The organism is Fluviicola sp., from assembly GCF_029266855.1.
Classification (GTDB): Bacteria; Bacteroidota; Bacteroidia; order Flavobacteriales_D; family Crocinitomicaceae; genus Fluviicola.
Genome location: NZ_JAQSWB010000005.1, coordinates 251,592 through 273,139 on the forward strand (window position 1 = coordinate 251,592; position 21,548 = coordinate 273,139).

Annotated in this window: 17 protein-coding genes and 1 pseudogene; 7 read left to right on the forward strand and 11 right to left on the reverse strand. The window is 41.0% G+C overall.

The window, feature by feature from the left end; all coding sequences use genetic code 11:
* Positions 1 to 42: 42 nt before the first annotated feature.
* From K0S23_RS12725 to K0S23_RS12740, 4 genes are all read left to right on the forward strand, one after another.
* A complete protein-coding gene (locus K0S23_RS12725) occupies positions 43 to 573 on the forward strand; it encodes a hypothetical protein (protein WP_300357974.1) in 531 nt (176 codons plus the stop codon).
* A gap of 69 nt (positions 574 to 642) precedes the next feature.
* The gene (gene hemJ, locus K0S23_RS12730; RefSeq protein WP_300357976.1) at positions 643 to 1,191 is read left to right on the forward strand and encodes a protoporphyrinogen oxidase HemJ; all 549 of its coding nucleotides are present in this window, start codon (positions 643 to 645) and stop codon (positions 1,189 to 1,191) included.
* A 66-nt stretch (positions 1,192 to 1,257) separates the two neighbouring features.
* Positions 1,258 to 2,040: an enoyl-CoA hydratase-related protein gene (locus tag K0S23_RS12735; protein ID WP_300357978.1), complete on the forward strand. Its 783-nt coding sequence runs from the start codon at positions 1,258 to 1,260 to the stop codon at positions 2,038 to 2,040.
* Positions 2,041 to 3,507 (forward strand): oligosaccharide flippase family protein, encoded by a 1,467-nt coding sequence (locus K0S23_RS12740; protein ID WP_300357980.1) that lies wholly within the window; start codon positions 2,041 to 2,043, stop codon positions 3,505 to 3,507.
* A 50-nt stretch (positions 3,508 to 3,557) separates the two neighbouring features.
* On the opposite strand, the gene K0S23_RS12745 is transcribed toward K0S23_RS12740, so the two are convergent.
* Together K0S23_RS12745 and K0S23_RS12750 are read right to left on the reverse strand one after the other, a co-directional pair.
* Positions 3,558 to 5,837, reverse strand: coding sequence for a T9SS type A sorting domain-containing protein (locus tag K0S23_RS12745; RefSeq protein WP_300357983.1), 2,280 nt, complete (start codon positions 5,835 to 5,837; stop codon positions 3,558 to 3,560).
* A gap of 77 nt (positions 5,838 to 5,914) precedes the next feature.
* Entirely contained in the window at positions 5,915 to 7,714 is a 1,800-nt protein-coding gene (locus tag K0S23_RS12750; RefSeq protein WP_300357985.1) for a T9SS type A sorting domain-containing protein, read from the reverse strand.
* 97 nt (positions 7,715 to 7,811) lie between these two features.
* Here K0S23_RS12750 and K0S23_RS12755 point away from each other — a divergent pair, with 97 nt between their 5' ends.
* Positions 7,812 to 9,023 carry an SPOR domain-containing protein gene (locus K0S23_RS12755; RefSeq protein WP_300357987.1) on the forward strand — a complete coding sequence of 404 codons (1,212 nt, stop codon included), beginning with the start codon at positions 7,812 to 7,814 and terminating at the stop codon, positions 9,021 to 9,023.
* A 201-nt stretch (positions 9,024 to 9,224) separates the two neighbouring features.
* The gene (locus tag K0S23_RS12760) at positions 9,225 to 9,587 is read left to right on the forward strand and encodes a helix-turn-helix domain-containing protein (protein WP_300357989.1); all 363 of its coding nucleotides are present in this window, start codon (positions 9,225 to 9,227) and stop codon (positions 9,585 to 9,587) included.
* On the opposite strand, the gene K0S23_RS12765 is transcribed toward K0S23_RS12760, so the two are convergent.
* The 3 genes from K0S23_RS12765 to K0S23_RS12775 all read right to left on the reverse strand — a co-directional run bounded on the left by K0S23_RS12765 (position 9,584) and on the right by K0S23_RS12775 (position 14,921).
* Entirely contained in the window at positions 9,584 to 9,997 is a 414-nt protein-coding gene (locus tag K0S23_RS12765) for a hypothetical protein (RefSeq protein WP_300357991.1), read from the reverse strand. The genes K0S23_RS12760 and K0S23_RS12765 overlap by 4 nt on opposite strands.
* A 116-nt stretch (positions 9,998 to 10,113) precedes the next feature.
* The gene (locus K0S23_RS12770; RefSeq protein ID WP_300357993.1) at positions 10,114 to 11,835 is read right to left on the reverse strand and encodes a hypothetical protein; all 1,722 of its coding nucleotides are present in this window, start codon (positions 11,833 to 11,835) and stop codon (positions 10,114 to 10,116) included.
* On the reverse strand, positions 11,835 to 14,921 hold the full coding sequence (locus tag K0S23_RS12775) for a tetratricopeptide repeat protein (protein ID WP_300357994.1): 3,087 nt from the start codon (positions 14,919 to 14,921) through the stop codon (positions 11,835 to 11,837). Before K0S23_RS12775 ends, K0S23_RS12770 begins: the two co-directional genes overlap by 1 nt.
* Positions 14,922 to 15,078: 157 nt before the next feature.
* On the opposite strand from K0S23_RS12775, the gene K0S23_RS12780 reads away from it, so the two are divergent.
* Complete coding sequence (locus K0S23_RS12780; RefSeq protein ID WP_300357995.1) at positions 15,079 to 15,789, forward strand: ATP-binding cassette domain-containing protein; 711 nt, start codon at positions 15,079 to 15,081, stop codon at positions 15,787 to 15,789.
* Between the two features lie 17 nt (positions 15,790 to 15,806).
* Here K0S23_RS12780 and K0S23_RS12785 read toward each other — a convergent pair whose 3' ends face one another.
* From K0S23_RS12785 to K0S23_RS12805, 6 genes and pseudogenes are all read right to left on the reverse strand, one after another.
* A complete protein-coding gene (locus K0S23_RS12785; RefSeq protein ID WP_300357998.1) occupies positions 15,807 to 16,442 on the reverse strand; it encodes a DsbA family oxidoreductase in 636 nt (211 codons plus the stop codon).
* Between the two features lie 19 nt (positions 16,443 to 16,461).
* The gene (locus tag K0S23_RS12790; RefSeq protein WP_300358000.1) at positions 16,462 to 17,154 is read right to left on the reverse strand and encodes an alpha/beta fold hydrolase; all 693 of its coding nucleotides are present in this window, start codon (positions 17,152 to 17,154) and stop codon (positions 16,462 to 16,464) included.
* Positions 17,155 to 17,858: 704 nt separating this feature from the next.
* Positions 17,859 to 19,793, reverse strand: a complete 1,935-nt coding sequence (locus tag K0S23_RS12795) for a histidine kinase (protein ID WP_300358002.1) — start codon at positions 19,791 to 19,793, stop codon at positions 17,859 to 17,861.
* On the reverse strand, positions 19,793 to 20,533 hold the full coding sequence (locus tag K0S23_RS12800; RefSeq protein ID WP_300358004.1) for a LytTR family DNA-binding domain-containing protein: 741 nt from the start codon (positions 20,531 to 20,533) through the stop codon (positions 19,793 to 19,795). Before K0S23_RS12800 ends, K0S23_RS12795 begins: the two co-directional genes overlap by 1 nt.
* An 85-nt stretch (positions 20,534 to 20,618) precedes the next feature.
* Positions 20,619 to 20,771: a T9SS type A sorting domain-containing protein gene (locus K0S23_RS18565; RefSeq protein WP_366944314.1), complete on the reverse strand. Its 153-nt coding sequence runs from the start codon at positions 20,769 to 20,771 to the stop codon at positions 20,619 to 20,621.
* Positions 20,716 to 21,548: pseudogene (locus K0S23_RS12805) on the reverse strand (hypothetical protein); the annotation flags it as partial. The gene K0S23_RS18565 and the pseudogene K0S23_RS12805, both read right to left, overlap by 56 nt.

A 21,548-nucleotide genomic window follows, 5' to 3' on the forward strand; every position in this document is an offset into this window, starting at 1 on the left:
TGGCGTTATTTTTGGTGTCACAATTTGACAAATTATTTAAACATGAAACGAATTTTTGCTTTTGCAGTTTTAACTCTTCTTGTTGTAAGTTGTGCTCAGAAAATTCCTTACACGGATCAAGTAAAACAGGATTTTGATTTATCACCGGAGAATATGACGAAGGTTCAGTTTTATACCTCGTCGAATATCATTCTGGAGAAGAATCAATCTTCAGGTAATCAGGGAACAGGAAGTTCAGGAGAATTGGTGGTTAATTCATCAAAAACACAAGACCGTATCATTATACCTACGAATACAAGAGGGGTTTTTGAAAAGATCGGACCAAACAATGAAATCGTTGTTCGTTTTGAAGTGGGTTCCGGAAGAGTGGTTAAGTTTGCAACACGAGTAACTCAGACAAGCGGGAAATATTACCTGGTTGCTGATTGGAAAAACAACGGAGGCACCATGGAATATGGTGGTGAAACGTATACGGTTTCTTCCGGTGGAAGCAGCGCGTTTTTGCAGGTTCGTTTGAAAAAACTACAAAAAACAAAACGCAAAGACCGTGTTGTTAAGGGAATGAAAGTTTAATTTTCACGAGATAAGAATTTGGAAACGGGAACACAAATTGTGTTCCCGTTTCTTTTTAACTTTGCAGGGATGAGTTTTTTAATTGAAAATTATGCTGTTTGGAAAGCACTGCATATCATTTTTGTGGTGAGCTGGTTTGCCGGATTATTCTACATGGTAAGGCTTTTTATTTATCATACCGAATCCAATACAAGACCGGCAGATGAAAAGCGCGTATTGCAGGAACAGTTCAACATCATGCAGAGCCGCCTATGGTATGTTATCACAACTCCTGCCATGATCCTGACAGTTGTTTTCGGAACTCTGATGCTTATTGCCAATTCCGGGCTATTGAAAATGTCATGGATGCATATCAAACTCACTTTTGTTGTAATCCTTTTGGTATACCATTTTATCTGTCAGGGAATTATGAACCGCCTAAGGAAAGGTTCCTCCAAATGGACTTCAGGTCATCTGCGTCTTTGGAATGAGCTTGCAACTTTGTTGTTGGTTGCCATTGTTTTCCTGGTGATCATGAAAACAAGTTTGGGATGGCTTGGTGGAGTAATCGGGTTTTTTGGAGTGGGGATTGCGCTGATGCTGGGGATAAGGCTTTACAAGAAATTCCGCAGGAACTGAATTGTTTTGAGGCTGATTCCGAAAGTTTGAATCCAAAAAAGAATAACTTTACAAAAAGACTTTAAAATGACTTACGAAAATATCCTCGTGTCCCAAAACGGACATACACAAACAATTACGATCAATCGTCCCAACCAATTAAACGCCTTAAACAAACAAACCATTTCCGAATTGAATCATGCGCTGAATGCAGCCAATGAAGATCCGGGAACAGGGGTTGTGATTCTTACCGGATCGGGTGAGAAGGCATTTGTTGCAGGTGCTGACATTAAAGAATTTGCAGATTTTTCTGTAGAAAAAGGCCGCGAGCTGGCAGCACAGGGACAACAATTGTTATTCTCTTTTATCGAAAACATGACCACTCCGGTTATTGCTGCAGTGAACGGATTTGCTTTGGGAGGCGGATTGGAATTGGCCATGGCATCTCATATTCGGATTGCTTCGGCAAATGCAAAAATGGGTCTTCCGGAAGTTTCATTGGGAGTAATTCCGGGTTATGGAGGAACACAACGATTGGCTCAGTTAGTTGGTCGCGGTAAAGCAAACGAGATGATCTTTACAGCCGGAATGGTCTCTGCTGATGAAGCAAAATCATGGGGCTTGGTAAATCATGTTTGTGCACCGGAGGAACTAATGGACCTGGCAAACGAATTAGCCGCTAAAATTTTGAAAAACTCAGGAACGGCAATTGCATCGGCGATTCGTTCAGTAAATGCATTGTATTCGGAAGGCGGTCAAAAAGGCTTTGACACCGAAGTAGAAGAATTCGGGAAGTGTTTCGGAACGGCTGATTTCAAGGAGGGTACAGGAGCATTTATAGAAAAAAGAAAACCTAACTTCCGAGGATAATTGAATCCGCTTAAAAAACTATTAGGGCAAACAGCTGTTTACGGGTTATCAAGTATTCTTGGACGAACCCTGAACTACTTATTGGTACCACTTTATACTTCGGTTTTTGAAGACCATCCCGAAGAATATGGAGTGGTATCCCAATTGTATGCCTTTGTAGCTTTTTTAATGATCCTGCTCACTTTCGGAATGGAAACCACTTATTTTCGATTCATTCAGGATAGTGATAACCGGAAACAGGTTTTTCAAAACAGCTTCATAACCATTGTTTTGCTGAATGTGGCATTCTTCATCGGATTGTTACTCTTAAATCACAACATTGCAGACGCACTGCTATTTAATGAACATCCGGAATACATTATCCTGATGGGAGCGATTGTGGTGATTGATGCCATTTCAAGCTTACCTCTTGCGAAACTAAGAGCAGAAGAGAAAGCCAAAGAATTTGCCATTATTCAATTCTCTTCCATTGGAGTAAATATTCTCCTGAATTTGGTATTGCTCTATTTTTTCGTTGATCCGGCGGAACCAACGAAAGGAGTGTTTTATATTCTCATGGCAAATTTGGTTTCGAGTTTGGTAAAACCAATTATGTTGAGAAAGGATTTTACAGGGATTCGTTTCAATCTTGATCTACCCTTACTTCGTAAGATGCTTGTATATGCTATTCCGATTGTAATTGCTGGGTTTGCCGGAATTATCAATGAGGTAATTGACCGCATTATGTTGAAGCAAATGCTTTATGACCCTGCGAATGGAGTAACAGCAAAAATGGCGGATGCTCAAATTGGAATCTACAGTGCCTGCTATAAACTGGCCATGCTGGTGACTATTTTGCTCCAGGCTTATCGTTATGCGGCGGAACCTTTTTTCTTCAATCAAATGAAGAACCAGGATCGCAATAAACTATACGTCAAACTGATGAATTATTTTGTTGCCGTCGTGTGTTTGGTATTCCTCGGAGTTTCTTTGAATCTGGATGTTTTCAAGTATTTTATTTCAAACGAAACTTTTTGGGAAGGATTGCCGGTTGTTCCGATACTCTTACTGGCAAATGTGTTTTTTGGAGTCTACATCAACCAAAGTATCTGGTATAAACTCTCGAACCAAACGAAATACGGTGCATACATTTCCATTATGGGAGCCATTTTAACGATTGGAATCAATTACATTTTTATTCCTATCTACGGATTTTATGCAAGTGCCTGGGCAACGCTGATTGTTTATGCATTTCAAATGGTGGTTTCTTATTTGTGGGGACAAAAGCACTTCCCGATCAAGTACAACCTGCGTAAATTTTTCCTGTATTTGGGAATGAGTATCCTGATCTATTTTGTTTCCACCTGGATTCCTTACGGAGATCATGGAGTGATTCAATTCTTCCTGAACAACCTGATGATTATCTTGTTTATTTACATTGTGATGTCGGTAGAGGGAATCAAACTTTCGTCTTTTCGCAAAAAATAAAAACCCCATCCATCAATTGACAGATAGGGTTCCAAAGGTCGAAAGTAATTTTACTTAATTACTTTATATGTCTTAGAAGTAGTTTCTCCTGATAAGATCAACAAATAAGTTCCTGAAGAAATCGATTCTAGTTGATTCAGCGTCACTAATCCGGAATTAACAGCGTTCATTTCCGAAAGAACACGCCCATTGAGATCAACCAGTTTCAAAGATTGGATCACACCGGTTTTATTATCGACAGAAATGGAATTCGTAAAAGGATTAGGGAAGATACTCACTTTTTCCAAGAGGTCTTGCTCATCCATTCCGAGCGTTGACATCCAAACATTCGAACCGTCAAAGTAGATCACCCCTTCTATTTTCAAGAAATCATTTCCTGATTTGTTCGGGCAGTAAACAGAGATCGTAAGAGCATAATATCCCGGATTTCCAATTAAGGCAAGAGTATCACTGATATAGACGGTGTCCGTTGGCGAATAAACAGCCCAGGTAACATATAAACTTTGATTGCTTGCATTATATACTGCCTGATACAGTGATGCAGAATCAATAGCATTGTAGTTAATGATACAGTTCGTTTCCAAATCAGTGTACAAGGTATCATTGATCGGTCCATTTGGATACGGATTACTGCCATAGGTGGAAGCAGAATCTGCGATTACAAAATTTACGGTTGTAGAATCATTTCCCTGATCCCAAATAGTTACAGAGTAAACCCCTGCACAAAGGTTTGAGACAGAACTTGCAGTTGAGCCGTTGCTCCATTGAATGGTGTAAGGAGCTATTCCTCCGCCTGGAGAAACAGAAGCAGAACCGCTGCAATTGTTTGTTAGATCATCCGCTGAAGTCAAATTCGCCAAAAGATTGATTGTTATTGTGGAATCATTGATCGTAATTGGCTGACTAATTGAACATCCGTTTGCGTCTATACAAATGAAATCCCATACGTTGGGACAAAGATTGAAGGCTGTTGGCCCAGAGTTAAATGATACTCCGTTGTCCCAGGAATAGTAATAGGGAGGTAAGCCTCCGGAAGCATTAAAGGTTGCTGTTCCGGTGCACGTTCCATTTATTGATGATGTAGTAGTAAAGCTACCGGTAAAATTTGTACAAGGATTAGTTATAGTAAAATTGGTAGTTACGGTATCCGTACTATTCCAAACCATGACACTGTAGTTTCCAACGCAAAGATTTCCCACAAAACTGGTCGTTTCACCTGTGCTCCAAAGATAATAGTAAGGACCTGTGCCACCGGTAGGAGCAACTTGAGCTTCGCCGATGCAGCTGCCTGTCAAATCGCCGGTAGTTGTGAGATTCACGGAAAACGGCGGAGTTGTCGCGGTTACCGTAACATACAAATTGTTTGTTGTGCAGCCCATTGCATCGGTACAATACACGATATAGTTCCCGGCACAAAGATTAGAAACAGTTCCTGCAGGTGTTGGAGGTGCTCCTCCGAAAGAAAACATATAAGGAGCCATTCCTCCATAGGGAGCGAATGTCATAGTACCGTCACAGATTCCCGGACCGGACGCCTGAGTGTAGCTAGCTATACCCGTGAAACCTAAACAGTCATCCGTGATAGTGAAATTGACGCTGACCGTATCTGTCCCGTCCTGAATCATTACCCAGTAATTTCCTGTACATAACAGATTGATGGAACTGGTAGTTGCTCCTGTGCTCCACAAGTAACTGTAAGGACCACCTGTTCCACCAGACGGAGCAACAGCTGCATAGCCGGCACAATTCATATTCATGGTATTAACGGTCGTTAAATTCGGTGAAATAACGCTAAGAGAAGTGTCTGAAAGGGTAACTGCTAAGGTTGCCGTACAGCCCATTGCATCGATACAAGAAAAATTATAAGTTCCAGGACACAGATTAGAAATGATTGGAGAGGGTGCAAGAACGGACTCTAAATAATATGTATAAGGAGAGGTTCCTAAGTATGCGTAAATATAAATCTCACCATCACAATTTCCCGGAGTACAATCTGTCACAGAAGCGGTGGACATTGTCATATTCATATTCGGACAAGTATCGATTATCGTAAAAGAAACAAGTTGTGAATATCCAGTGGAATCAACCTCCAAGAAATAATGTCCAGCACATAAGTTTGAAATTTGCTGGCCGCCAGATGCAATTACGGTGCTTGTATCATCTTCATACCAAACCCATGTGGAGGTACTGAAGTTTGCAGAATTGTTAAAAGTAGCAGATCCGTCACATGCTCCCGGACTTGAACAATTGTTAGTAGGAAGAGAAATTTGTGCTGTAATTAAGGTTGAATTTGTCAAAACAATAAGCAAAAGAAGGCAAAGGTGTTTCATCGTTTTAAATTTTGAGAGGTGGTTTTTGAGAAATAAAACCCTGTTCACAATAATGCGAATAGGGTTAAGATAAATAGTTACTTAATGACTTTGTAAGTTTTAGATGAACTTTCTCCTGAAAGGATCAGTAAATATGTTCCGGAGGAAATCGATTCCAATTGCTTCATTTCTACCAGCCCTGAATTAACAGGGTTCATTTCTGAAAGGACACGTCCGTTCAAATCAACTAGTTTCACCGATTGAATGATGCCGTTCTTATTATCAAACGAAACGGAATGAGTAAACGGATTCGGATAAATGGTGATATTCTCGAGTGCATGTTTATCAACTCCGAGTGTGGAGAAGTAAACAGCCGTTCCGTCAAAGTAAATCACCGTTTCAATTTTAAAGAAATCATTTCCTGATTTGTTCGGGCAATACACAGAGATCGTAAGCCCGTAGTATCCGGGAGCCAAACCAGTCAAACCTAGGGTGTCGCTGATATAAACCGTATCTGTTGGTGAGTAAACGGCCCAGGTAACATATAAATTCTGGCTGATCGAATCGTAAACGGCCTGGTAAAGTGCAGCCGAATCAATAACGCTGTAATCGATGATACAATTCGTAACCAAATCTGTATACAAAGTATCATTGACCGGTCCGTTCGGATAAGGGTTATTCCCGTAGATTGTTGAAGAGTCAGCGATAATAAAATCAATTGTGGTAGAATCACTTCCTGAATCCCATACGGTTACAGAGTAAATTCCCGCACAAAGGGCGCCCATTCCTGTGCTGCTAAGACCGGTGCTCCATAGGTAGCTATATGGAGCAATTCCACCTGCCGGTGAAACGGAAACATACCCGCTGCAGTTATTAGCCAGATCATCCACTGCTGAAATGTTGGCGGAAAGATTACTGATTGTTATGGTGGAATCGGTGATCGTAACTGATTGGAAAATCATACATCCGTTTGAGTCTTCACACATTAGGGGATAGTTTCCGGGGCAAAGGTCGTATATGAAAGCTCCACTGATGCCGTTGTTCCAATGACAATAATACGGAGGTGTTCCACCAAATGGGGTAAACGTTGTTGACCCGTCGCAAACCCCTGGTGCTGATGCGTTAGTAGACGTAAAATATCCCGAAAAGCCGAGACAAGGATTCGTAATATTGAAAGAAGCCGATGCAGAATCCATACCGTTTGCACCCCAAACAGTTACACTGTAGTTTCCAATACACAGATTATTGATGACAGGTGTTGTTTCGCCTGTGCTCCAAAGATAAGTATATGGCCCTAAACCACCTGTTGCGGTTACATGAGCATTACCAACACAGTTTCCCGTAAGATCTCCTGTGGTTTCCAAATTAATGGAAAGAGGATTTCCTGTTACAACAACTATAAGCGCTGTCATACAGCCGTTTTGGTCTGTAACAGTAACAGTATACGTCCCGGGGCACAAACCAGAAAACAGTGGCTGTCCTGTTTGAGGTCCTCCTGAAATGGAAAAGGAGTAAGGTCCGGAACCACCGGTAACCGTAAGCTGGATTGTTCCATCACAATTTCCGGGAGTACAATTTGTCGCAGATGCTGAAAGAGTGATATTCGAACAAGGATTCGTGATTGAAAAACTAAAGCTCGCAGTATCCTGGTTTGCATCCTGAATTACGACAAAGTAAGATCCGGCGCAAAGATTACTGATAGAACTGGTTGTTTCTCCGGTGCTCCACATATAAGAGTAACTGCCGGCTCCACCGGTTGGTGCGGCAGAAGCTGTTCCGGAACAATTGAACAAAGTGTCATTGGTATAGCTTACATTCGGTAGAATATTTTGTGCTGTACTTAGGCAGGAACAGGTTAATGCAAATAGCAGAAAAACAAGCGAGTAAAGGTGTTTCATAAGTTTAAGTTTGCTCAAAACTAAATCAATCTTTGTAAACCTGCAACTCTTTTTCATTTATTGCGTATATAAGGTGTGATTTTCATAACTTTGTGTCATGTTGACAGTTGAACAACTTATCGGTGATTTATTATTGCAGCACAATTGTGTTATCGTTCCTTCTTTTGGAGGATTCGTAGCACAACGTACATCTGCGAAAATTGATCCGGCGAAGGGTGTTATCATTCCTCCAAAGAAATCGGTGTTATTCAATAAGCAATTAATCAATAATGACGGTTTATTAATTGCTGCGTTGTCTCAGGCAAATGCGATTCCGTATTCGGAAGCTGCCGAAGAAGTTCAGGCTCACATCACTGAATGGGAGGCGAAACTTCAAATGGGAGGCAGGATCACGATTGATCGGGTTGGAAACTTGTTTTACGACCAGGAACGAAACCTGTGTTTTGAACAGGATCGTTTCTACAATTTATTATTGGAATCGTTCGGACTAAGTGCCGTACATTTCGTTTCTGTTGCTGATGCGGAAGCAAAGGAATCGCATCAAGCCATTTTGCATGTCGTGAAAGCGGTTGAAATGGAGCAAAAACAATTGACTCCGACATCTGAGCCTTCTTTTGTTTTAAATCAAGAGCCAATTGTTCCAGTATTGGAAGTGGTTCATGAAGAACACATTAACCAAACAGCACTTCCGTTAAAAAAGAAATCAACTGCATGGAGATATGTGGCTGCGGCTTGTTTGTTACCAATTGCATTTTATTCTTTTTGGCTCCCTGTGAAAACAGATGTATTGGAATCGGGTGTTATCTCACTATCTGATTTCAATCCCTTTCATTCAAATAAACCGGGAACTTATACTGCTCCGGAAACGAACTATAGTTTTCCAAAAAGAGAGCGTAAGAAACAACTTCAGAATTTACCAAACAACGTGGAAACCTTCTCTTATGAAATGGATGAGGATACTTATGTTCCTGTTTCCCTGAAGAAGAAAAAACAACCTGTTGTTGAGCAAGCAGAACCAGAAGTTCCGCAGCCTGAAGTTTTGGAAACCCCAAAGAAAAAGGTGGAAGAAACGAAAACAAATCCGGTAGTTCCTGTAGCAACTCCAAAAGGAGGACAAATTATTGTTGGGAGCTATTCCGACAAAAAGAATGCAGAGGATTTGATCAGGTTACTGGAATCTAACGGAATGACAGGTCAGATCATGGAGAATGACGGCAAAATTCGCGTAACGGCAGGTACTGCTTCCCAGTATGCTCAATTGGCCCCTAAATTAAAGGCTTTGGGAATTTCTCCCTGGGTTTTAAAATAAAGCTATTTCACAGTTCAAAGTGCTCCGAAGTTTTGAATATTTCAGACTACTATTTACTGTTTGCAAATGTTTCCCATAGAATAGAAAGCGCCAGACGATAATAAGTTTATTTTTTATCTATATTTCCTTTTGGAAACTAGTTTCCTTGAAGAAACTCATTATAAAATCAGATGGTTAACATCGTATTTTTGTAGTATGGTTATGAAAAAGAAAATGATTCATGAGCCTGCAGCTTGCGCGGGCAGAATGCTTGCTATCAGAGACACGGTGGAATTGCTTTCCGGTAAATGGAAAATTCAGATTATTGGGACATTGGTATTCGAGAACTCGATGAAGTTTATGGAGTTGAAACGAAACATTCCGGGAATCGGCGCTAAAATGCTTTCCAAAGAATTGCAGGAACTGGAAATCAATCAGTTGATTACACGTACGGTTTGCGATACGAAGCCAATTACGGTAGAATATAAAATAACTCCTTACGGCTTAACGCTGGAACCGATTATCGCGGAATTGGCAACTTGGGGAGCCAATCACAGAAAGCATTTGTTCAGCAACAGTAATTAGTTCAGGTTTATGTTCTTGAAAACTGTACGGCATTCACATGTCCCCCCACCTTTTTTGTTTTTGCTTACTTCGGTAAATACGTAGTTTGCAACACTGTTCAGGTCTTTATTCACCGTTAGTAAAGTGTCTTCAGCACGACCACTGATGGAATCTGCATACATTCTGCACGGACTGAACTGAGACATGTTTTTATGTCCGTTTCTTTCAAGGATAATCGTTTCACTTTTTCTTGCAACAAAGAAACTATCTACAGTGAAGAAGACGGTTGCTACAGAATCTGCCCGTTGATATACTTTCACCCAAACATCATAATCGGAATCATTTTGGATGACTTGGTTGTATTTCACACTTGGATCCTTACATGCAGCAAGAATTAAAAGAAGGGTGATGAAAGGCAGGATTTTCTTCATGATCCAAAGGTATGAAATTCAGGGAATAGAATCCAACAATTAATTAAAACACTTTGATGCTACAGGGCTAACAGACACAACTTGTCACGCCGGGATGAGTTGTCTTTGCGTCTTTTTTAGAAGCGGATAGTTACGCCGACCATAGCCTGAAAACCTTGAGTCGGGTAATTGTACCATCTTTTGTAACGCTGAGCAGCTACATTGTTCAGGTTAATGAATCCCGAAACGCGTTTGTTATAACGGTATTCCAGGCCAATATTTGCATCTGCGAGGAAACCAAGTTTCAAAGCGTATTGATTGTTTTCTTCCAAAACATCTTCTCCCGGACCAAATACCTTCGCTCTTCTTCCCCCTTCCAGGTTTGCATCAATGGTTAGAATGAATTTGTCGTACAAGTTGTAAGTTCCTCGCAAAATCACTTGAAATTGCGGTAAGTTCCAGGCAAAAATATTGTTCTTTGCATTGTAAGAATAGTATCTTCCGATGACATCGATTTTTACTTTTTCTTTCAACTGGTAGTAGATAGATCCTTCCAATTTGGTAATGTTCATGGTATCATAGATCACAGCGAATCTGTTTCCACCTGAATAAGTTGTATCGGTTACAAAAAGTGCTTTGTTTTTAACATGTGAAAAACTTGCAAAGACATTGAATCCGATCCGTTTGGATAAAGTTCCTTTAATCCCAATGTATCCGTCTGCTGCCTTGTGTTCATTTAGCAGGGAAACATTAGAAAGAGAGAATTCGTTTTCGTCCGTAATGCGTTTGAAGGTTTGCTGTGTCAAACCACCCGCCACTCCGGCATAAGGAATCAGGATATCATTGAACAGGGAATATTTTACTTCAGCTATGGGATAAAGGTACACTTTGCTCTTAGTTCCGATGCTGGCAGTCAAATCTACCCCGATCTTTGCTTTCAGTTTCAGATTCTTTGAATAAGTACTGATACTCGGACGTAAGCTGATAATAGTGTTTTTTCCTTCCAAACCGGTATTCAGGAACCCTGGCATGGTATCGTTCATGACACCATATTTATAGGAGTTGTGAAGAATATCGAGATCAGCGGCAAAAATTTCAGCCCCCCATTTGTATTCGGCTCCGGTACGGATAGCAAAGAAATTCTCGCGGGCATTCCAATCCTTCAGCGAATCTGCCTTTGGTTTTTTATCATTGAAATGACGGTATTCCATTCCGATCTTCCAATTTAAGCCCAAACTATCGTGTGCGTGAGAATTGAAACCACCCTTTAAACCAAAGGTATTGAAGCGCTGGGCAATGCTGTCCTTATCTGCATCTTCATTGGGGAAACCATAGAAGTGAAGTCCCTGGTTCTTGTAATACGATTCTATATCCCAGCTGTATTTCTTTTCATTTACACCTACAAATCCCCGAATGTTGGTTCGGTCGAAATTTGCCGGAGCTACATTTCTCATTTTCCCGAAAGAACTTAAATGATGCAAATGTCCACCGTAATTCATTTTTCTGCTGCGACCGTTATTGTAGTAAATTTCAGCCAGGGGCATAAGCAAAGAACCGATCCCGATGCGAGCATATCCGTTATATAATTGCGGCAGTTTTTGTTGCAGGTTTACTTTTGCCGGTTCGATCTTCGGAATTTCAAAGGTAGGTTCATAATTGATCGAAAGCAGGGGATAAGAAGTTGATGGAATAGGAAAAACCGTATCCAAAATTTTGGGCTGGGAATTCAAACGATGCGCATCTTCAACCGATCTGTTTCCGGAAGCATTAATAATAATATCATTTTGCCCGAAAACTGTTGAAAATGATCCGATCAATACCGCACCTATAAGTGTTAATATGTGTGTAACTCTTCTCATTATTTCCCGGTTTTTTCATCCACTTCAATTACCGTAGGCTCGCTCGGATTGGTCAAAGTTTTTGGTTGTGTTTTCAATTGCATAATCTCATTGTACAATTCACTTGCTTCCTGCAATACGCCATCATCTTTTACCGGATAATGGTCGATCACGGATTTGATCGTGTTTTCAGCCTGGAAGAGGTCTTTTTTCTGAAGCAGTACTTTTGTTTGAAGGATTAACCCTTTTGCTATCCAGTAATCATAACCCGGTTTCATTTTAAGCAATTCGCGGATCAGGGTTTCTGTTTTGGTATAATCTGCCTGTTCAAAAGCATTCAATGCCAGGGTATATTTGGATTCTGCTCCCCAAACGGTTGTAGTGTTTTTGATCACATAATCCAAAGACAACTGTGCTTCTGCATATCTTTTTTCTTTTGAAAGCGAAATTCCTTTGATGTATTCGGCCTCCAATTTCAATTGTGTAGTTTGCTGAACTCCCAATACCTTTTGAGCGTATTCAACCGCATTTGCATAATTTTCCAGTAAGAAATGACAACGCATCAACCCTATCCGTGCATTATTCAGGTATTCCGGATTGGAACTGGTTTCTTCCGTACGTTTATAGTAAGGAAGAGCAGCTTCTTTTTGATTTCCATTGAATAAGAACTTAGCAGTCCGGACTGAAGCCAATTCTGTATAATCATCGTTCGGACCGGCCAGTGTAATTTGGTAAATAGCAACCGCTTCGGCTTCTTTCTTCAGGCGATATAAAGCATCTGCTTTTTGATTCATTGCATCGCGGTAGAATTTACCATTCGGATATTTATTCAGGTATTTATCAAATTCTGCAATAGCAGCATTCCATTCTGATTTTTCGTAGAGATCAAACCCAAGACGGTAATACTCATCTTCCACCTGGGTTGCAATTGAATCGGCGCAGCTGTATTTTCCGGCCATAGTCTCGATCTTGTTCAGTAGGCGTTGTGCACGGTATACCGCCGCCAAAGAAGTTACTTCCCGCTCACAGATCGTGTCACTAATTGTGAACTCGTTCAATACTTTTGTATAAAACGTTTCTGCCTGGTTGAAGTTATTGCGCTTGAAAGCGATATCACCTAAATAATGATACGCATCTTTTACGATATTGCTGGTCGGATAATCGGAAATGATCTGTTTATAATACCGTTCCGATTTATCCAAATTGTCCATTTCAAAGTAAGCGCGTGCGATATCCGAAATAGCGCGCTGCATGTACCTGGATTTCGGATAATTATTGATGAGGTCAGCTAAGCTCTGTACCCGTTCCTCTTTCCTGTTCATAAAGTTATAGGTACGGGACATGTAATAAAGCGCCTGGTCGTCATAACCGACTTTCAGATTGTAAGCAGCTTTGTAATTATCGATTGCCAGCTGGTTGATCGTATTATCAGCAGTTGTGTTTCGGTAATACTCATCAGCCAAACGCATGTGTGCATCCGCTTTTTTAACCAAATCAAGCAAGTTAGGCTGCTTCAGATAATCGCGGAAAGTTTCCTGGGTCTTCGGATAGTCTTTCAATGCCAGATAAGCGTAGCCTTTATTGTAGACCGCATCATTTCTCAACCCGCTAAGCTGAGAACCTGCCATTCCCATAAACTGGTTGTATTTCTTAATAGCTTCCGAATAATTTTTTAAATAGAATTCTGCATCCGCGCTCCAGTATACTGCTTTGGCACTGATCTCAGGACTGATCGGATATTTGTCTACCAATTCGAATGCACTTATGGCGTTTTTGTATTCCGATTTTTGGAATAATTCAACTCCGCGGTTGAAAGCGATTAATTGGTAAGCAGACTTCAGCTTAATGTCTTTGCTGGTCAATTGATCCAAAGATTCAAGGGCTTTTTGATAATTCTTGGTCGAAGTGTATACATTCACCAGGTACTGGTAAATGACTTGTTTGCGTTTTGAATCCGGGTATTTTTCAAGGTACAGATTGAAGGCCTCAACGGCTTCGTCGTAAGCATTCATATCCAATTTGTAGGAGAGCAAAGCATAGTTATACAAGGCATCTTCCTGGATCATTTTGTCCATGTCGAGTTGACTTGCCGCTTCGAAAGCCGTACGAGCATAAACCAGTTCACCCAGGTTGGTGTAACATTCACCCGCGTGGTAAAGGGCAATCTGGCCCAGAACATCTTTCTCCCGAGCTACCCTGTCGAAGTATTTAACCGCTTTGGTGCAATTGGATGTTCGCGAATAAGCCAAAGCGAGCGCATAATCATCGTCACGCGTGGTATTTGATTTCGAATTATACAATTCCAGGTAGGGAAGGGCCTCGTCATACTTCTCCAGGTGGAAATAACTGTCCCCGATAATATGGCTGATTTCCACTTGTTCAGCAGGTTTCAGGCTATCCACCTTACTCGGAGCGAAATCTACAACTTCCTGGTATTTGTGCTGGATATAGTAAATCTGGGTAATGTAGTAAGGAACTACCCGGTTGAAACGGTTGTCGGTCAATAGTTTTTCAAAGCCTTCCAGAGCTGCCTGATAGGAGCTATCCAAATAACAAATATGTGAGTAGTAATACAAACTTGGTGCTCCGTACTGACTGCTTGAATCTTTTACTTCGTAGAAAGCCAGTTTCGATTCTGGATAATTCTTCTCATCAAAGTAAGCATAACCCAATTTGAAGTAATATTCTTCCTGGTTTTCCTTGTCGACCGTGGATCTGTTTAACTCTTTGAAGTACTGAATGGATCTTTTGTAGTCCTTTTTTTGATAGTAATAACGGCCTATCTGGAATAGAATATTGCTCCGGTAAATGCTTTCAGGGTATTCGCGGTTGAAGGTTTCGAGCAGATCGATCGCATCGTTATTGAAAAGTTCCAATGCGGAAAGTCCTTCGTAATACAGGGCTTTTATATAGTATGAATCGTTCCTGGAACCCTTGTAATCGTTGATAAACAAGCGGAATTCCTTGCGTGCTGCACTGTATTGTTCTTTCTCAAACAAATCTTCTGCTTTGTAGAATCCACTGAGAGGAGAATGATACTTCTCGCTCACTTGGGACCATGCCGAAGAGCTTGCAACAAGTAGAAAAAGGAAAATAATAAAACGCATTACAACTATTTTAAGATAGTAAAATTAAGTAGTACGCGAGGGAGAAAGGGCTGGTGCGCTTAAAAGTTTTAAACGTATAACTGTTAAGAGATAATCTCGTTACACTTTAAAAACCTTAATTGGAATCCTCAATTTTACATCAGCAAACTCAAAAGAGGTGGAGAAAGTTATTCGGATTCAAAACGGACGAATTGATCAATTAGGTCAAACGGTTCTTGATAACATCAATTTCGAGGTGGAATCAGATGAATTGGTTTTTTTGATTGGAAAAACGGGTTCAGGGAAAAGCAGTTTACTGAAAGTGCTTTACGGGGAATTGGAACTGAGTGATGGCTCCGGTTCAATCGTGGAGTACGATTTGAAGAAGCTTTCCAAGAGACAGATTCCCAATCTACGCAGAAAGCTGGGTGTTGTTTTCCAGGATTTCCAATTGTTATCTGACCGTTCGATCAATGAGAACCTGCGTTTTGTGATGAGAGCTACCGGCTGGAAAGACAAACGTGAAATGGACCAGCGGATCCGGACGGTTTTATCCATGGTTGGCCTGGAAGGGAAAGAACACATCCAACCGCATCGTCTTTCAGGAGGAGAGCAGCAACGCGTGGCAATTGCCAGGGCATTGATCAATCACCCGAAAGTAATCATTGCAGATGAGCCTACGGGAAACCTGGATCCGGAGACATCAACAGAAATCATGCACCTGATTGTTGCAGTGGCGAAAGAAGAAAAAGCTGCGGTTATTATGGCAACTCACGATATGTCTCTGATCGAGAAATTTCCGGGGAAAGTCTATAAAGTGGAAAACAGGGAACTGAAATCACTCGATATGATGAATCGCTTTGATCCGTTTCAACCTTTATTTGATTAATTGTTCCCGGGTCAAACCTATTTTGATTGAAGAACCGTTTGAATGGTTTCTTTAAAATGTTCAATTGGCTGTGCACCTGAAACAGCATATTTCCGGTCGAAAACAAAGAAGGGAACACCGCGCACCCCGATTTGCTGTGCTTCTGAAATATCATTTTTGACAGCATTCGCAAATGCTGCTTCATCCTCTAAAACATCCTTTACATCCAAAGCATTCAAACCTGCTCCAACACTTAATTCCATTAATGTTGAAGGGTCATTCAAATCTTTTCCTTCGGTAAAATATGCTTTGAAAAAAGTTTCTTCCATGGTATCACCCAATCCTTTGGTTTTGGCCAGCTGGATTAAGCGGTGTGCGGTAAGGGAATTCGAAATAACTGCTTTCTCGAAGTGATAATCCAGGCCTACCTCGGCTGCTCGGGCAACCACTCCTGCATGCATTTGCCTGGACTCTTCCACTGACATTCCTTTGCGCTCGGCAAGGTATTCGTAAACGTTTTTATCCGGTTGCGGTTCAATGGAAGGGTCAAGCTGAAAACTTTTCCATTCAATTTCAAACTGTTCATCCGGGAAAGCACTTAAAGCAGCTTCCAAATGTCTTTTTCCAATATAGCAAAACGGACACATGATATCCGACCAAACTTCGATTTTCATGCTACAAAGTTACGTCAATTTACCCTGGTAAGTAGAGGCTTAACAATTCTTGTGCTAGTTCCTCCTGGGAAACCTGGTTTATCGGATGTACCCACTCCGGGATCTCTTTATACTTTGCATTTGCAAGCAATTCCTGCACATTTACCGTTTCTTTCTTGGTCACCATGGTATCTTCCGAACCGCGCAATAAATGAACAGGGATTTGAATGTGATGAAAATCATAGGGACGCAGAGAAGGTTTCTTCCCTAAAGTCAACATCATTTTCGCTGTTTTTTGAAGTACCGTTTTCCATTCGTTTTCGCCGTGAAGCGATTTCAGGTATGTGGCAAATGCCGGTACTTTTTCTTCTATTTTTTCTGCATTCAGCATTCCGGCTTCTTTCTCCGATCCTTCCGGATTCCAGTCGAATTTTGTTCCCAGGGTGACTACCTTTTCAAAGGTGTTTGCTTCGAAACTTTCCAATTTTAAAGCCACGTATCCTCCCATGCTGTAACCAAACACCAAGGGTTTGTGAATTTCATTCTTCTGCAAAAAGTCTTTCAGGTTTTGTGCAAAAAGCTCTATTGAATACTCTTCCTCCATTTTTGATTTCGAACCATGACCGTCAAAATCAACCGTATGAACATTGAAATGAGGAGTTAATTGTGGGATTAACGATTCGAATTGACTTTTAGCACCAAGCGCACCGTGAAGAATGATCAAGTTTTTCATACGCGAAGATAAGAAGAAATCCGTCCTCCTGATATAATTTCGGAAGACGGATTGCAATATGTTTGGTGAAAAGTTATTGTTTGATCCGAAGTTTCCCATTCTAAAAAATCCGCCTCCCAATCCAAAAGGACCGGAAGACGGATTTGGGCTTTGGTTTTGAGTTACAGCGCCCTTTTTTTCAGAGTTGGTTATTTATAGTTTCCTTCGTTACAATTAGCTTGTAGCTATGGTTATCAGCCCAGTTTGTTTGCAAAAGTAAGGGAACATCAGGCAGTAATTTGCTCACATTGGTGTCCGGCAGGAGAGAGTTGGCAAGCGCGGGGATTTTTTAAGTAAGCGCTGTTTATTAAGAAGGGGCATCAGGCAAGCTGCCAATAGTTAGATATATCTATTAGATGTTAAAAACATATACAAACGTAACTATATCTATGCTTTATTTATGCTATATCTATGCTATATCTATGCTATATCTATGCTATATCTATGCTATATCTACGTTATGTCCCTCGGCATTCCGTCTTGTGAGACGGAGCCTCAGTCAAGATGGAGTACCTATGCTTCAACTACGTTATGTCCCTCGGCTTTTCCGTCTTGACCAAAGCAGATCAAACAAATGATCGCTTCGGATCGAGTGGAGACAGAGCCTTCCGCCTCGGCGGACTAGCGCTGTCCTTCGGCTATTCTGTCTTGTGATATTAAGTTACTTAATCGAAGAGCGTGTGATAGGGGATCGAAAAAAGGATGGTCGTTCCTTCTAAGGGTTTGGAAACAATCTCGAACTTGAAGGCCCCTTTTCTTCTTTTGTTTAAGAGGAGGATTCGTTTTTCCGTAATTTGGATGGCAAGTGATTCGTGATCTTTTTTCACACGGACAGGTTCGTTTGCTGAAAATCCTTTTCCATTATCGGTGATCCTGATTTGAACCTCTTTCGCGATCTTTTTGTACGAAATGATTAATTCTCCCTTTTTATCCAGCTCAGAGAAGCCGTGTTCAATAGCATTCTCGATGAAGGGTTGAATGAGCATAGGAGGCAATAAAAGATTGTCCGGAGATAACTCCTCCTCAATTTCAATTGCATAGTCAAACGAATTGCTGAAGCGCAACTGCTGCAAGCGCATATAATCTTTCAGCCATTTAAGTTCTTCCGATAAAGTGATATTATCTGTAGAGGAATGTTGCAGAATGGACCGGACGAGGCGCGCAAATGAAGTAAGGAGTTTACCTGATTCTTCGGTGTCCTTCTTCAGCATAAAGGTGTGAATTGCGTGAAGCACATTGAAAATGAAGTGCGGGTTCATCTGGCTTTGCAATAAACGCTGTTCCATTTCTACTGCTACTTTCCCTGCCTTCAGGCGGTTATAGCGAATGGTAGTAAAAGCGATAACACAAATTAAAATGAGTAGCAATATGGATCCGAAAACCAGGTAATTACGTTGGCTGATCTGCAAATCTTTTAGCTGGTTTTCCTGTTTTAGTTTCTCGTTTTCCCGTTGTTTTTTTTCCGTTTCAAATTGCTCTTTCATCCGGGAAACATTGTGCTGCACCTCCATTTTCTGAGAGAAATCATTCAAGGCTTTTGCTTCTTCAAAGTACTCCAGGGCCTCATCTGTTTTCCCCATGGCTTTGTATACTCTGTAATATTGCCAAAGAAGGTCGGATTCCAGTTCGCTATAGTGTTTTCTGTTTTTAATGTAATGGTATTTTTGGTTTAGAGCTTTAATTGCCCGGTCATATTGTTTTAATCTCATATAAGCGATAGACTCATAGATGGAAATCGTTACCAGATTCGTGGTGTCCTCAGTTCGCTCAAAAAAAGGCCTGCAATCGCTGACTAGTTTCAGTGCTTTAACAGGCTTACCTGTTTCCGAATAAACATGTGCGAGGTTGGCCTTCCCAATATTGGTGTTTTGTTCATTCTTCAGGGTTTTTTGGAGTTGAAGCGACTCTTCCAAATAAGGCTTCGCCCTGGAGTATAAACCGCGTTCTGCCAGCATCGCGCCCAAATTGAGCAGGGCAGTAGACTGACCAATTTGGTCTTTCAATTCTTTTCGAAGAGCGATGGATTTCTTATAATATACTTCCGCTTCCTTATATCTTTGGAGAGATGTGAACAAGAGCGCAACTGATCCCAACATTTTTGCTTCTGATGTCTTTGGTCCGTTTTTCTCGTAATATTTGAGGATCGCCAAATCATTTTTAAGTGCTTTATCGTATTCCCCGAAGTAATTATAGTAGTTGGAGTATATTTCCTTGTTCCGGATAATACGCGAGATATTCCCCGTTTTTTCGTAAATACTATCAGATTTTTGCAGATTAAATTTCATCTTATCCCAGTCCTTTTCCAGGGAATAATAGAAGCCGTAAGCAGCATAAGCCAGTCCCAATCCATTGCTGTATTTTAACTTCCGGGCTAAGCGAAACGAACTGTCAGTATACACTTTAAAGAGTGATTTGTCTTTTGCAAAGTAACTTCTTCCGATATCGTAATAGAGCTTAACTTTATTTGTATCCTCATTCTGATATTGGATCTTGCGCAATAAGCTGTCCATGGGAAGCTGGGCGTAATTGAAATAAGAACAGGACAAAAACAGCATCATCAGGAGACTCGTCCTTTTCAATCGGGAATTGGGTGAGCTCATCAAATTGTTTTAAAATAATTGAGGATTTCTTCTTTTTTGCGGCTTGAGACAGGAACTTCCACATTATCCGGAAGCAATAGGAAACCTCCGTTACGCTTATCAAATTGTGTCACATGATGCATATTCACCAAATAACTTTGATGTGTGCGGATGAAATGATCGCTGCTAATAATACCCTCGAAATGAGCCAATGTTTTGGAAACCAGGATTGACTTGCGGTCAATGAAAAAGAAATGCGTATAAGCCCCGTCTGCCAAACAATAAGTGATATCATCGACAATTACAATATGCAGCGCATCAGCAGTGTTCAATACAATGCGCTTGGGTTCTGCCGGTTTGAATTGCTGACGGAATACATCCAACTGATCCAAAATTTTGTCATTTTGAATGCGCTTATGTGCCTTCAGAATAGCAGAGGTCAAATCCGAGGGATCAAAGGGTTTTAGTAAATAATCCAGGGCAGAAACCTCAAAAGCCTTTAATGCAAAATCGTTATAAGCCGTTATGAAAATTGTAGGGATATAGCGGGGAGCAATGGTTTGAAGAATATCGAAACCGGTTTTGTCGTGCAATTGAATATCCAGCAGCAGCAAATCCGGACTAAAATCTTCTATTTCTTTCAAGGCAGTTGCCACGCTATCAGCTTCACGGACAATGAGCTCATTAATCCCGCTAAGAGATAAGACCATCCGGCAATTTTCCCGTGCAATTTTTTCGTCGTCTACAATTAAGATTTTCATTAATGGAAGGTAAATGGGTAGTGCAAAAATACAAAATTCCGCACGCCTGCTGACGTGCGGATCCGAAATGTATGTTATTAAATCCTTATTGTTTTACTATCCGCTGAACATTATGTCCTTGTGAGTTCTTAAAATCAAACAAGTAAACCCCGCGTTCGAAGTTTTGCAAAGAAACCGTTCCGTTATTTTGAATTTTGTCTTTCAGGACTACTTTTCCCTGCAGATCGTAAACTGTCAGTTCGGCTTCCGAACCGGAGGATAGCCCACTGTACTTGCTCCGTTGCTGCGATTCCCAGGTAGTCAACCAGGAAGCAGTCAGAAGTGTCTTCGCAGGAGGTAACTCCGTCTGTTACAATCAATGCATAGTTTCCGTTCTGAGTTGGGCTGAATGTTTGACCTCCAGCCACAATCACATTTGTATTGCAATCGATCCATTCCCAAATTCCGGAATAGCTTGATGTAAATGTTCCGTTTCCGTTATCAATAACATTCGAGGACGGAATTGAATTGATATGGATATTCAAATGTACAATTGAATCACACCCATTTGCCGACTGAACCGTATCGGTATAAAATCCGGAAAATCCATATGTCTGACCATTCAAGGGCCAAAGAAAAGGACCGCAATGTGTCACCTGTTCGGTGGTTTCGGCAACCTGCAAAATTGTCAAATTCAGAGTAGCTATCGAATCACAACCGTTACTATTTGTAAGTGTATCTGTATAAACTCCACTGCTGGTATAGGTAATGTTATTTGTCCAGGTATAGCTTTCACATTCCGAAATAACCGTGTTCGAAGTGCTTATTGGAAGAACTGTCAAATTCAATGTTACTGTCGAATCACAACCTGCTGCATTCTGCAAGACAAAGGTTGGTGTATTTGTGGAAGCATAATACGTGTTCCCATCGATCCAGATTAGGGAATCGCAAGCTGTTTGAACATCCGTTCCTGTGGTTGAATTCGTAATCGTTAAATTCAAAGTAACCGTAGAATCACAACCTGCTGCATTCTGCA